This is a genomic window from Soehngenia longivitae, assembly GCF_004684055.1.
In the GTDB taxonomy this organism is placed as follows: domain Bacteria; phylum Bacillota; class Clostridia; order Tissierellales; family Tissierellaceae; genus Soehngenia; species Soehngenia longivitae.
The window spans coordinates 24,808-38,052 of sequence record NZ_SRIB01000007.1 but is presented as its reverse complement, the minus strand read 5'-3'; the positions used below and the strand labels follow the sequence as shown (position 1 = coordinate 38,052).

13 protein-coding genes are annotated in these 13,245 nt (G+C 31.3%); all 13 read right to left on the bottom strand.

Annotation, left to right across the window (positions count from 1 at the left end):
* Nucleotides 1–82: 82 nt before the first annotated feature.
* The 13 genes from E4100_RS05835 to E4100_RS05775 are packed head-to-tail and all read right to left on the bottom strand — an operon-like array spanning nt 83 to nt 13,144.
* Entirely contained in the window at nt 83–1,258 is a 1,176-nt protein-coding gene (locus tag E4100_RS05835; RefSeq protein ID WP_135271095.1) for a ribonuclease E/G, read from the bottom strand.
* A gap of 1 nt (nt 1,259) precedes the next feature.
* Nucleotides 1,260–1,946 (bottom strand): TIGR03936 family radical SAM-associated protein, encoded by a 687-nt coding sequence (locus tag E4100_RS05830; protein ID WP_135271094.1) that lies wholly within the window; start codon nt 1,944–1,946, stop codon nt 1,260–1,262.
* On the bottom strand, nt 1,943–3,790 hold the full coding sequence (locus E4100_RS05825) for a TIGR03960 family B12-binding radical SAM protein (protein WP_135271093.1): 1,848 nt from the start codon (nt 3,788–3,790) through the stop codon (nt 1,943–1,945). The genes E4100_RS05830 and E4100_RS05825 overlap by 4 nt, the downstream gene beginning before the upstream one ends.
* 48 nt (nt 3,791–3,838) lie before the next feature.
* Entirely contained in the window at nt 3,839–4,123 is a 285-nt protein-coding gene (minE, locus tag E4100_RS05820) for a cell division topological specificity factor MinE (RefSeq protein WP_135271092.1), read from the bottom strand.
* 11 nt (nt 4,124–4,134) lie between these two features.
* Complete coding sequence (gene minD / locus E4100_RS05815; protein WP_135271091.1) at nt 4,135–4,947, bottom strand: septum site-determining protein MinD; 813 nt, start codon at nt 4,945–4,947, stop codon at nt 4,135–4,137.
* Between the two features lie 15 nt (nt 4,948–4,962).
* Entirely contained in the window at nt 4,963–5,604 is a 642-nt protein-coding gene (locus E4100_RS05810) for a septum site-determining protein MinC (protein ID WP_135271090.1), read from the bottom strand.
* A 33-nt stretch (nt 5,605–5,637) separates the two neighbouring features.
* Nucleotides 5,638–8,892 carry a penicillin-binding transpeptidase domain-containing protein gene (locus E4100_RS05805; protein WP_167792088.1) on the bottom strand — a complete coding sequence of 1,085 codons (3,255 nt, stop codon included), beginning with the start codon at nt 8,890–8,892 and terminating at the stop codon, nt 5,638–5,640.
* Between the two features lie 14 nt (nt 8,893–8,906).
* Nucleotides 8,907–9,401, bottom strand: coding sequence for a rod shape-determining protein MreD (gene mreD / locus E4100_RS05800; protein WP_135271088.1), 495 nt, complete (start codon nt 9,399–9,401; stop codon nt 8,907–8,909).
* A gap of 9 nt (nt 9,402–9,410) precedes the next feature.
* The gene (mreC, locus tag E4100_RS05795; RefSeq protein ID WP_135271087.1) at nt 9,411–10,244 is read right to left on the bottom strand and encodes a rod shape-determining protein MreC; all 834 of its coding nucleotides are present in this window, start codon (nt 10,242–10,244) and stop codon (nt 9,411–9,413) included.
* A gap of 8 nt (nt 10,245–10,252) precedes the next feature.
* On the bottom strand, nt 10,253–11,284 hold the full coding sequence (locus E4100_RS05790) for a rod shape-determining protein (RefSeq protein ID WP_135271086.1): 1,032 nt from the start codon (nt 11,282–11,284) through the stop codon (nt 10,253–10,255).
* 26 nt (nt 11,285–11,310) lie between these two features.
* A complete protein-coding gene (gene radC / locus E4100_RS05785; protein WP_135271085.1) occupies nt 11,311–12,018 on the bottom strand; it encodes a RadC family protein in 708 nt (235 codons plus the stop codon).
* 20 nt (nt 12,019–12,038) lie between these two features.
* Nucleotides 12,039–12,617 carry a Maf family protein gene (locus E4100_RS05780; protein WP_135271084.1) on the bottom strand — a complete coding sequence of 193 codons (579 nt, stop codon included), beginning with the start codon at nt 12,615–12,617 and terminating at the stop codon, nt 12,039–12,041.
* Nucleotides 12,614–13,144 carry a Gx transporter family protein gene (locus E4100_RS05775; RefSeq protein WP_135271083.1) on the bottom strand — a complete coding sequence of 177 codons (531 nt, stop codon included), beginning with the start codon at nt 13,142–13,144 and terminating at the stop codon, nt 12,614–12,616. The genes E4100_RS05780 and E4100_RS05775 overlap by 4 nt, the downstream gene beginning before the upstream one ends.
* Nucleotides 13,145–13,245: the final 101 nt, after the last annotated feature.

Sequence of the window (13,245 nt, the reverse complement as noted above, 5' to 3'; positions counted from 1 at the left end):
ACTTTGTCAGTTTAGCAAAAAATGAATTAAATGTCAAGTTTGATTTTAAACTGATTCAGTCTAAATTATTATATCATATTTTCTATGGGCAATTTTTAGAAATTACCCTGTTCTTTAGAGAAATAACATTTTTTTCTCTAACTATTTCATATAAATTTAGCTTTGTTATATCTACTAATGTAGGATTATTTTTGTCTTTTTTGAATTCTTCCTCTAGGGTTTTCTTTAAGATATCTACATCATCCAAAGAAATCATGTCAATAAAGTCAACAATAATTATCCCTCCGATATTTCTAAGCCTTAATTGGATAGCTATTTCTTTTGCAGCTTCTATATTTGTTTTTAACACAATTTCTTGATAACTTCTCCCTGTTACTAGGCTACCTGTATTCACATCTATTGCAGTTAATGCTTCTAATTCATCTATAACAATATATCCTCCACTCTTAAGTGGCACTTTATTAGACATGGCCTGTCTCAAATCATGAGTTATTAAAGTATCTAGCCTTGAACTAAATTCTAAGTCTAAGATGATATTTTCTTTTAAATTATTATCATCATCTAGTTTATTTATGATACTATAATAAAAATCTTTATCATTTACAATTATGAAATTCTCATTTGGTTTAAAATAATCTCTTAATATCTTGTCTATAACGCTAGATGCTTGATAAATTAATTTAGGAGTTGGCAAATAATTAACTTCTTTTAAAATCTTATCATATATGCCCTTTAATGCGTAATATTCATTCAAAATATATTCTTTTTTTGCATTAGATGCATTAGTTCTAAAAATTATGCCATCATTTGCTGAAAATGATTGTTCTGCAATCTCTCTTAAATATTGCTTATCATTATCATTCAACTTTTTAGACATTTTTATGCCTGTTTTATATGGGCTATATATTATGTATTTGCCAGCTAAAGTCAATTTCATAGTAACTTTAGCCCCTTTTGACCCCATTTGATCTTTAACCACCTGTACTAAAACAATATCTCCTGATTTTATTGGGTTTGTTTTAAGAATCATATGCGTATTTGGTATTTCTTCAAAACTCAAATATGCATTTTTTTCGTCACCAATGTCAACAAAAGCTGCATTCAAGCTAGGTAATACTCTATCAACTCTAGCGCGATAAATATTGCCTATTTTAGATTGGCTTAAATTTTTCTCTTCATAATACTCAACCAATCTATTATTCTCAACTATTGATATTGTTTTTTTTTCAGATGTGATGTCAAAATAAATTCTATTCATTTTATTCCTCAAATTCGTTTGTGTAGCTTGCTATTTTCCTTGCATTCATGCTATCTAAATCTAGCTTTATTTTAGTATTTTTATTGATTACTTCAAGTAATTCACTTGGCTTTACGTTTCCTTTTTCACCCGTCAATACAATTGATTTAAACTTTATCGAACCGTCATAAACACCATTTATAGACAATTTTAATATAAATGGTCTAATGTTTACTTTAATGGTCACTTTGTTTTTCCCTTTTTTCTTCTTTTTTTCGATATCAATATTGCTGAAGTCTAATAATCTATTAATTTCACAACTATAGTCGATCTCTTCTTCTGGATTTGTTAAATCTGCTGATATTTCATATTCAGTAATGCACATGGTAGATGAAATAGAGGGCGTAAGCTCATCTATTTCTTTGGATTCGATTATTTTAATCCATTTAGGTAAAACTTCATTTAATCTATTGTTAAATTCATTGAGTTCTATGTTTTCAGTTAGCTCTACATCAAAATACTCACAAACACTCTCAATTCCAAGAGGTAACGGATTTCCTAAAGATAATTTTGGATGAGGGTTGAACCCTTCAGAATATCTAACTGGAATATCAGCTCTTATAAAACTTCGATTGAATAATCTTACTAAATCAAGGTGAGATAAGTATTTTAAATATCCTAATTTCGTATATTTAGCTCTTATTTTCAATTAAATACTCCTCTCATTTCGCAATTGTCAATACCACACCCATTGCATACTTCTCTACAATCAGGTGTTATATTCCCATCCAGTGCTTTATTATATTCTCTTATTAGAGTCTTTTTTGTTGGCCCTGCATTGATAAAATCCCAAGGGAGAATTTCATCGAAGTCTCTGGTTCTATTAGCATAAAAATGTGGATCTATTCCTGAATCATTAATTGCTTTTTGCCAAATATCGAAATTAAATGCACTACTCCATCCATCAAATTTGCATCCATATTCCCAAGCTTTTAATAATAAATTCGAAATTCTTCTATCTCCTCTTGAAATAATAGCTTCCATATAGCTAACCCTAGGATCGTGATAATTGAATTTGATTTTAGGATCCTTAAAAGTCTTTTTCAATAAATCTATTTTATCGTAAAATTTTTCTATGCTATCTTGTCCATGCCATTGGAAAGGAGTAAATGGTTTTGGTACAAAACAAGAAACACTTGTTGTCAATTGAAAATTCCCAACTTTTTCTTCTTTAGGCCTATTGAAAAACATATCCTTTACCTTATACGATAAATCCCTTATTCCAATCAAGTCATCCTCGGTTTCAGTAGGAAGACCCATCATAAAATACAATTTAATTTTAGAGTATCCTTCTTTGAATGCATAACTCACTGCCATTTCTAAATCGCTCTCATTTACACCTTTGTTTATCACGTCCCTTAATCTTTGACTACCTGCCTCTGGAGCAAAAGTAAGACTAGTCTTTCTTACCCTCTCTATCTCTTTTAATATATCGATGCTAATAGAATCAAGTCTCAGCGAAGGTAAAGATACCCCTACCTTTTTATCTTCAAATTTATCTAATAAACTATGAATTAATAAATCCAATTGTGTGTAATCACAAGAACTCAGTGAAGATAAAGAAATAGTATCATAACCAGTAGAATCCACTAATTTTTCTGCTTGGCATAATAAAGTATCAACCGATTTTTCTCTAATTGGTCTATATATAAATCCAGCTTCACAAAATCTGCAACCATGAGTACAGCCTCTGAATAACTCTAATGATATCCTATCATGCACAGTCTCAATATAAGGTACTAGCATTCTCTCAGGACAGTACATCTTATCTAAATCTCTTACTCTTCTCTTTTTTATAATTTCTGGAACTTTAGATTCCAGTACAACCCTTTTAGAGATTGTATTGTCTTTGTTATAGAAAATCTCATAAAATGATGGAACATATATACCTTCAATTTTTGTTGCAGCATCATATAAAAACTCTTTCTTATTAAAATCTCCTTCTTTGTGTTTTTTATATAACTCTAACAATTCAAGAGTTGCCTCTTCTCCTTCCCCAATCAGAAATAGATCAATAAAATCAGCCAAAGGTTCAGGATTAAAAGCACACGGTCCACCAGCTATTACTATCGGAAAGGTCTCATCTCTGTCTTTTGAAAGAATTGGAATTTTTGCTAAGTCTAGCATATTCAGTAAATTTGTATAACTCAATTCGTATTGCAATGTAAAGCCCACTATATCGAAATTTCTTACTTCTTCTTTGCTTTCTAATGTGTATAATTCAATGTTTTTATCTCTCATCTGATATTCCATGTCAAACCATGGTGCAAAAGTTCTTTCACAGACAAAATCTTGTTGATCATTTATTAAATTATACAATATATGCAATCCTAAATGCGACATCCCGACTTCATATACATCTGGAAATGCAAATGCAAACTTAACCTTTGCATGATTAATATCTTTATTGTGAGAGTTTTCTTCTAAGCCAATATATCTTGCTGGTTTTTCAACTTTTTTTAATGCTTTGTCTAAATTTTTTATGTTTATCAATCAATTCACCCTTCTTTTAATTGCAATAACTCTAACTGATTGTTAGAGTTATATGTCATCCCTTATTTTAAGTTTTTTAATTGGTATATTGGCAATCAAAGCCGATACTGGTTTGCTATCCCCATCTTTTGTAGTTTTTGTCATTTTAATATCTATTTCTGAAATATCAATTTCAGCATAATTAGAAATAACATTTATCATATCGTTTTTTATTAGCTCTAATAGTCTTGGCGATAGGTCTGCACGATCATGAACTAATACTAACTTTAATCTTTCCTTTGCCACGTCTTTGCTCTTTTCTTGTCTCCTAGAAAAAATCTCTAATATTCCCATTCCAAGGCCTCCTATCTGCCAAATAGTATCTTCATCATTTTACTTAGTTTCCCTTGATTAGTATTTTCTAAATTTAAAAAATCTACTTCTTCTCCTATTATTCTCCTTACAATATTCCTATAAGCTTTTCCTGATAATGCTTTCTCATCCATTATCACAGGTTCGCCTCTGTTTGTTGAAATAACGACATTTTCATCATCAGGCACCACACCCAATAATTTTACGGCTAAAATGTCTAATATATCTTCTATATTCATCATGTCTCCTCTTTTTACCATGTCTTGTCTAATCCTATTTACAATCAATTTAGGTTGATATATTTCATTAGCCTCTAAAATTCCAATGACTCTATCAGCATCTCTTACAGCCGACACTTCTGGAGTAGTTACTATGATTGCTTCATCAGCACCGGCTATCGAATATTGAAAACCTTGCTCTATCCCTGCAGGTGAATCAATAATTATGTAATCATAATTTTCCTTAAGTTCATTTACTAATTCAACCATTTGAGAACTGCTAACAGCCGTTTTATCTTTTGTTTGTGCTGCAGGTAGTAAATATAAGTTTTCATGCCTTTTATCTTTAATGAGCGCTTGTTTTAATTTGCAGTTTTTTTCAACTACATCAACTATATCATAAACTATTCTATTCTCTAATCCCATTACTACGTCTAAATTTCTTAAACCTATGTCAGCATCTAGTACAACTACCGAATACCCTAGCATTGCTAAACCTGTGCCTATATTTGCACTAGTGGTAGTTTTCCCTACTCCTCCTTTACCTGAAGTGACAACAATTGATGTTCCTTTTTTTTCATTTTCCATACAGAAGTCTCCCCTTTATTTGTTTGGTAGATATGGTTCTATTATGACTTTATCTTCGATAATTCTAGCGATTTCTGGATACTTATAGTAAGAATCCCCTTCAGGAGGTCTTACTATAATGTCATCTATCCTTAGTTGAGTTGGCAATAAACTATACGCTGCAACAATGGCATTTTTATTACCTCCAATGCCTGCATGTGCAACTCCACGTAACAATCCGAGTACAATGATATTCCCTTTAGCTCTTAATACTGCTCCTGGATTAACATCGCCTATAACGACAATATTACCATTGTAGCTCACTTCTTGTCCTGATCTTAATGTCCCATGAACAAATTTAGTCATTCCCTCTTCCACTATATTTGGTATTTTATTATTTTTAATTAAATCTTCCTTTTCTATCTCTCTATCTAATATCATATATTCATTTTTTAATACGAAATCATATTTGTATTTCAACAATAACATAATTTCAGTCTTAATATCAAGTGTTAATTCTTCTCCTACAACATCTATTAGTTTACTTCCTTTGAAAAACTCTATGTTTTCATTTATTTTCATCTCTAAGGATTCTTTTATTTTATTGTAATCATTTCCTTCAACATTTATATAAACGCCATCTGCTATCCCTTTTATTGAAATCATCGAATTACTCATTATATACCTCCATAATGGCAAAGTAAAATATCATTATTGATTGTTTAAAATTGTGTTTTCTAAGGGTAAAGAGTTTTCTACACCTTCAGAATTTAAGCCCATATATTCAGCAATTATTTCTCTTACCATTGGTGCTGCATATCCTCCTGATCCTCCTTGAAAAAGCACGGCAGCAACCGCTATCTCAGGGTTGTCATATGGTGCAAATCCTACAAACCAAGCAAAATCATCAAAGGTTTCGTTTGTGTAAGGATTTCTACCACTTCTCTCAGCAGTACCTGTTTTTACACCCACTTTTACTGGAAAATTTTGAAATGTTGCTCTTGCTGAACCATCATCAGCTACTCTTAACATCCCTTGCTTAACATGTTCAAGATTTTCATAGTTATTTAATTCAATTTTTTGAGTTTCTACTTCCCTTTTATAAAGCACACTAGAATTATTATAATCCATTATACTATCGATTAGTGTTACTTTATTTTTATTTCCACCATTTGCGATGGTTGATATATAATTTGCCATTTGTATAGGCGTATAAGCATTTTGTCCTTGACCAATTACAACATTTAGAGTATCTGTTATAGTCCAACCTGCTTGGTTTAAATATGTGTATTTTATCTTGTCAGCTAATCCTTCTCTTTCAGAATTTATTCTTTTTTCTGGGTCAAATCCCATTTCTGTGAGTCTGCTTACAACTTCTCCCCTTGAAAGCGGCATATCTAGCTCAGTCCAACTTACTATCTCTTCTATAGCAGCATCTATCTGATCATCAGTGAGACTCTTGCCATCAGAAATATAGTTTCTCAAGTTCTCTTCTAACATATTCCTTAACAAGACTTTAGTAGTTATGATTTTCTTTTGTGGGTCTGGAACTCCTCCAGACACTTCTGCAGGAACATTGATTTCTATTCCAGTTTTATCATTAAGTCCCAATTTCTTAGACATTTCTACAAGATCCTCAATTTCAACTTTTACCCCAATGTCTTCTCCAGTTCTTTGGTTTCTTCCCAACGCTAAAGTGTAAAAATAATAGTTACAAGAATCAGCAATTGCGTCGTATAAATTTTCATATCCATGTGTTCCGCCAGTATTAGTGTATATTAAACAATGAAACTTCTTATCCCCAACTTGTACATACCCCATATCTCGAATTTTTAGCAATGGATCTAAGCCTTTTTCAAGAGCAGTTAAAGCAGTAACCATCTTATACGTTGAACCAGGTTGTACTGCTGTTTGTGTTGCTATATTGTAAAGTGGTCTAGCAGCAAGCGGATTATCTATATCTTCTGGAAATAAACTAGCCCAATCAGAACTTGAAATTCCAGTTGCAAATAAGTTAACATCATAAGATGGGTAGCTTGCCATAGCTAATACCTCTCCAGTGTTTACATCTAGGACAACTACAGCCCCAGAATTAGCATAAATATATGGTCTTCCCTTTCTCCTGTTAATACCGTATTTGAAATTTCCCCATTTGCTTTCAAATGTCCCACCTTTGCTGAGTTCGTTCAATGTCTGTTCTAAAGCTTGCTCTGCAACTTTTTGAAGTTTTAAATCTATTGTCAAGTACACATTGTTACCTGGAATAGGTTTTTTTTCATCAATTATATTAGCTGTATTACCCACTGCATCAACTTCAACCTTTTTGACGCCATTTGTTCCGCTTAACTCTAATTCATAGCTTTCTTCAATCCCGGTTTTCCCTATCAAAGCATTTGGTGAGTATCCGTTTTGATTGATGTATTTCTCAATTTCATTATCTTGACTTATCTTACCTATATATCCAAGTATATGGGCAGCTGTCTTGCCTTCTGGATAGTACCTTACAGGTTCTATCGAAATGGATATTCCAGGAACATAAGACAAATTTTCTTCGATTTTGGCAACTGTTTTATCCTTTATTCCATATGCAATGTTTATTGGTTGATAAGCCATATACCCTTGTGAATTTATTTGATTTAAGAGTCCTAGAATAGATCTTACTTCATACTTGCTAATCTCTTTATTAATTCCATTATTTTCTTTAATCATTTCAAATGCTTCTTCTACTGTCATGCCTAATTTAAGTTTGTTCTTTTTTTCCCAAGTTTTAAGTTCATTTGTAAAAGTATATTCTATTCCCTTTGAAACTGTTATTTTAGGATTTACTCCATCGCTTATTAGCTTAGATTGAGCGTGATACTTTATCTCGTCGCTTTTAATAAACTCATCAATAATATCATTTTCAACCGCAAACTCAATCAGTAATTCTAAAGGATCTGTATCTTTAGTTTCATTCCCGTTAGATAATTTATATATAACTGCGTTCTGTTCTTCATCTATTACAATCTCAACCGGACTCGTTAATCCTCTATCTTTTATCATTGATATCAAGACTTCGCCTGGGATAATTTTCTCGTTATCATTTACATTGATTACATTAGTCAAAAATGAATTCAATGAGTTTTCAACAAATAAATTAATGAAATCTTCTTCAGCAGTTGTACTGAAAGTAATATAATCAAATTTTTTCATTAAACTAGCTTTATTCTGAATATAATCATCAAGATAGACTGAAGAAAATTCATCTAAAATTAAATTCTGCTGCAATCCTTTACTTTCTAATAGTTCGTATGCCATAAGTCTTGCTATTGGGTGTTCTAATATTTTTCTAATATCACTTTTATTGTTTTCTATAAGTTGAGACAAATACAGAGCATAAGATTGTCTTGTTTCATTATCTGAAATATCTCTTACATCATTTGTCTTGGATAATATCTCTTTTGTATTATTCAAAATATCATATCTATAATGATTTTCATATGGAAGTTCAAATTGAGCATTCAGAAGGTCATCGATTAAATTGTTTTCAATTAGAATATTTATTAAAACTTCAATCGGTTCGAAGTCACTAGTAACATAATCATAGTTATCTCTAAATTTAATGGAATTTAACTCTATTTGATAATCATTAGAATAATAAACTCCATCTTCTTCTAAAAAGCGAACTAATTGTAATAAATGTTCATTTCTTTCTGCTTTATCTAAATTATTTAATTCATCTTTTAACAGCTGTACAGTAAAACTGGGTGTATTGCCCGCTAAAAGCCTACCATATCTATCTCTAATTTCACCTCTTGGAGCTGATGTATAAATTTCTTTTATTCTCTTATTATCTGCTAAATCTCTATAATAATCGCCATAGGCAATAGTCAAGCTTGCCAGCTTGAATAATAAGACTACTACAAGAACAATCAAAGAATATCTTATAAAATCAAATCTATCAAATTCTCTCTTTTTATTGCTCAAAATTACCACCTACTCTAATTGAATTTAATTCTTGGGCGTGTAAATATTTTGGAAAAAATCTTATAGTACATAATAGCAAATATTGCATTATAAACTATTTCGAAGGAAAATATATTTTGTAGAGTAGACTTTAAACTAATGTCAGCAGTCAGAAAATAAATTATCAATACATATATAGCATGATAAAATATAGTTGACAATCCAGTAAAAATTACAGGGGTTAGCAAATTATCTCTGGCAAAAGAATCTTTTGCAAACCCTATAAAATAGCCCACAAAAAACAGTATCAAAGAATTTATCCCAATAATTGACGAATATAAAATATCTGCCAATAGCCCAACAAAAACGCCATATATAGAACCAGTAAACCTTCCCTTAAGAAGGCTTACTACAATAACTAATACTAATGCCGTATTCGGAACTACACCCAATATTTCAATACTTGAAAATACAGCGCTTTGTAGAATCAAATTAATAATTGCTGCGGAAAATAAAATTAAAATATTCATCTCAACCTCTTATTTTATAACATACACATTATATAATTTTTTAAAATTTACAGCAGGTTTAATAATTATTTTTTTTGTAAGCTCTTCTTGATTATCAATTATGTCTGAAACCTCTCCAATGAAAATATCTTTTTGGTATACCTCCCCAAGACCAGAAGTATATACCAAATCCCCGATTATAACATCTGCTTCATAATCGAACAAAAGTCCCTCAATGATATTATCACTGCTGCCAGCTATAATACCACCATCTTGTGTCCTTATTATCTTAAATGCAACTGAATTCTTTTCATTTGTTATTGATACTACTTTTGACCAGTTGTCTCCAATGTCAACAATTCTGCCCACTAAACCTTCTTGATATACATTATTATCAATTTCAACTGCATCAATAACAGTGTCACCGATTTCTAACCCGTCATTTTCACCTTTATCTAAGGTAAATACATCGAACCAATTTTCTGGCTCTCTTCCAATAACTTCTGCTTTTACTATATTATATTTAGTAGTTTCTAATAATTTTTGTTCTTTAAGCAAATAATCAGATTTGCCTATGATATTTCTTAAATCCCTATTCTCACTTTCTAGTTTTTCTATTTCTTTTTTCAATATTATATTTTCTTCTTTAGCATTTATAGTATCACTAACAGAAGTAATTATTCCACTTATGCCATGCATTATACTGTTTGTGACTTTATTAAGTGGAGTTAGTACTCCACCTAATAAATTTTCAAATTTTGACATGGGCTCGCTTCTTCTACTTGTCAATCCAATTGTAACTATCAGTATAACAGCAATCACAATAACAAAAATCATCTCTTTGTATTTTTTAAAAAAATACATAGTCATCACTACCCAATTCTATTGTATTTTGAAGTTGTTCTTTTTAGTAATTCAATGCTTTCCAAAGCTTTCCCTGTTCCCAAAGCTACACAATCAAGAGGTGTTTCTGCAACTCTTGTTAAAATTCCTGTTTCTCTGTTCGTCAATACGTCTAATCCATGAAGTAATGCTCCACCGCCAGTCAGCATTATGCCATATTCCATGACATCTGCGGCTAGCTCAGGGGGTGTTTTTTCTAAAGTGGCTTTGATTGCATCGATTATGCTAGTCACTGGTTCTTTTAAAGCCTCATAGATTTCTTCAGATGAGATGTTTATTGTTCTGGGTAGTCCACTGAGAAGATCTCGCCCTCTTATATCCATCGATCCTAAAGTCTTATCTTTTACTGCAGAACCAATTGTGATTTTTACTTCCTCAGCTGTTCTTTCACCTATCATAAGATTATATTCTTTTTTTACATAGTTTATTATATAATTATCAAGTTCATCTCCACCAACTCTTATAGAGATGCTAGCAACAATACCACCTAATGAGATCACAGCTACTTCAGATGTGCCTCCGCCAATATCGACTACCATGCTTCCAGTTGGTTCATGCACTGGTAGCCCTGCGCCTATTGCTGCAGCCATAGGTTCTTCTATCAAGTAAGCTTCTTTCGCACCTGCTTGTATTGTAGCTTCTTCAACCGCTCTCTTCTCAACTTCTGTGACTCCACTAGGTATACATACAACTACCCTTGGTTGAAATATTGATTTTTTTTGTGTTGCTCTTTGTATGAAATACTTTAACATTTCTTGAGTAATATCAAAATCAGCAATTACACCATCTTTCAATGGTCTGATTGCTACAATATTTCCAGGTGTTCTACCAATCATTTTTTTTGCTTCTTCTCCTACTGCCAATACTTTTCTGCTCATTTTTTCAATTGCAACTACTGAAGGCTCTCTTAATATGATTCCTTTCCCTTTCATAAATACTAAAGTATTTGCTGTACCTAAATCTATTCCCATATCACGAGATCCATTTCCAAATAATGCCATAATATTCCTCCATATAAATATGATTTTTAAATATAATTTTTTTCTTTCATACTTAAGTAATTTTCATTTCCAACTATGATATGATCTATCACTTTTATGCCAATTATATCGCCAGATTCAATTAATCTACGCGTAATTGAGATATCTTCATCACTTGGTATGACATCACCGCTTGGGTGATTATGTGCAAGTATGATTGAGTTTGAACTTTTCTTTATAGCCTCTTTAAATACTTCTCTAGGGTGTACTATTGATGAGTTAAGGCTACCTATAGATATATTTTCAATCGAAATAACTTGATTTTTAGTGTCTAATAGAACAATATTAAAATGCTCTTTAGTTAAGAATTTCATCTCATCAATCAAAATTCGTGCTATTTGATAGGGTTCTGAAATTCTTATGTTTTCGTATGGATTTACTTTCTTTATTCTCTTAGCCAATTCTAATGCAGCAATTATCTGTGCAGCTTTACATTCACCTATGCCATTTATTTGTTTTAAATCATCTATACTAGCATCTGCAAGATGCACAATTCCTCTTTTATCCATTCCAATAACTTTGTTAGCTAAATCAATCGCTGTTGCATTTCCCTGCCCAGTTCTTATTATCACAGCTATGAGTTCAGCATTAGATAATGACTCTGGGCCGTATGCGATTAATTTTTCCCTAGGTCTTTCGTTTATTGGCATTTCCTTAATAGTGTATTTTTTATCCTCTAACAAATATTTTCCCATATTATCTCCTATTATCTTCATTATATTAGCGAAATATCAAAATATTTTTTAAGTGAATCATTGATTTTAGAAATAGGAAGCCCAACCACATTAAAATAACATCCATTGATTTTCTCAACTAGCAAAGAACCTTTACCTTGTATAGCATATGATCCAGCTTTATCTAAATACTCATAAGTTTCTAGATATGCCTCTATTTCAATTGTATCTAAATCTTTAAAATACACCTCTGTCAACTCATAATCTACAATCTTTGTAAGCCTATTATTGTCAATTAAAGCAAATCCAGTTATCACACTATGTTTCTGCCCACTAAGTGATTGTAAAGTCTTTCTTGCGTCGAGTTTATTCTTTGGTTTTCCAATTATTTCATTTTCTTTGACAACAATTGTATCTGCAGCGATGATAATTGAATTATCGACTTTGTTTGATACATCTATTGCTTTTTGAAAAGCTAAACTCATTGCAATTTGTTCTGGCCTTTCATCTGTCCTTATGCTCTCATTTATAGAACTCTCTACAACCTTTATGTCAATCCCGATTTGCTTAAAAATCTCTTTTCTTCTTGGTGAAGCTGAAGCTAAAATAAAATTCTTCATTTCTTATTCCTACTTTCAAATATGGAGTTGAAGTTTATTTTTAGGTTTTTAACAATATAATGTGCTGTCAGTCCTACAAAAAACCCTGTGAATAAGCTCATGAGCAATAAAAAGGGTAAATAAGTATAAATCATTATATTATTTAATATTATCGCTGCGATTGTTACTTGTCCTATATTGTGAAATACTGCACCAATTACACTAGTGCCTATCGTACTAAAGAATTTAGAAAAATATCTATGGGATATATACATTGCTATACAACTTAATACTGCACCAGTAAAACTATATATAAAAGATGTTACACTCCCTGTAATAAGCATAAGTAAAATGCTTTTTAACATCGATACGATAATACCTTCTTTAAATCCAAAGACTACTAGAGTAACTAATATAACTATATTCGACAGTCCTAATTTCGCACCAGGCACAGGTATTGGTATAGGTATAGATGATTCAAGAACGCTTAAGGCAAGACCTACTGAAACTAGCAAGGAAATAAAAATTAGTTTATTGGTTTTTCTCATCTAAAACCCTCTTCGTCATAAAATTATTAAGTAAATAAGCACTAATAAAACAACCATAAACACTTTATAGTTTATCATTAATAATTTTTATTTACAAGTTA

Coding starts and splice junctions, on each gene's coding strand:
- minE (WP_135271092.1), bottom strand. CDS start 4,123: ATGGGAATATTAGAGATTTTTTCTAGGAGACAAGAAAAGAGCAAAGAC.
- E4100_RS05790 (WP_135271086.1), bottom strand. CDS start 11,284: ATGGCATTATTTGGAAATGGATCTCGTGATATGGGAATAGATTTAGGT.
- E4100_RS05810 (WP_135271090.1), bottom strand. CDS start 5,604: ATGAGTAATTCGATGATTTCAATAAAAGGGATAGCAGATGGCGTTTAT.
- E4100_RS05780 (WP_135271084.1), bottom strand. CDS start 12,617: ATGAAGAATTTTATTTTAGCTTCAGCTTCACCAAGAAGAAAAGAGATT.
- mreC (WP_135271087.1), bottom strand. CDS start 10,244: ATGTATTTTTTTAAAAAATACAAAGAGATGATTTTTGTTATTGTGATT.
- radC (WP_135271085.1), bottom strand. CDS start 12,018: ATGGGAAAATATTTGTTAGAGGATAAAAAATACACTATTAAGGAAATG.
- minD (WP_135271091.1), bottom strand. CDS start 4,947: ATGGAAAATGAAAAAAAAGGAACATCAATTGTTGTCACTTCAGGTAAA.
- mreD (WP_135271088.1), bottom strand. CDS start 9,401: ATGAATATTTTAATTTTATTTTCCGCAGCAATTATTAATTTGATTCTA.
- E4100_RS05835 (WP_135271095.1), bottom strand. CDS start 1,258: ATGAATAGAATTTATTTTGACATCACATCTGAAAAAAAAACAATATCA.
- E4100_RS05775 (WP_135271083.1), bottom strand. CDS start 13,144: ATGAGAAAAACCAATAAACTAATTTTTATTTCCTTGCTAGTTTCAGTA.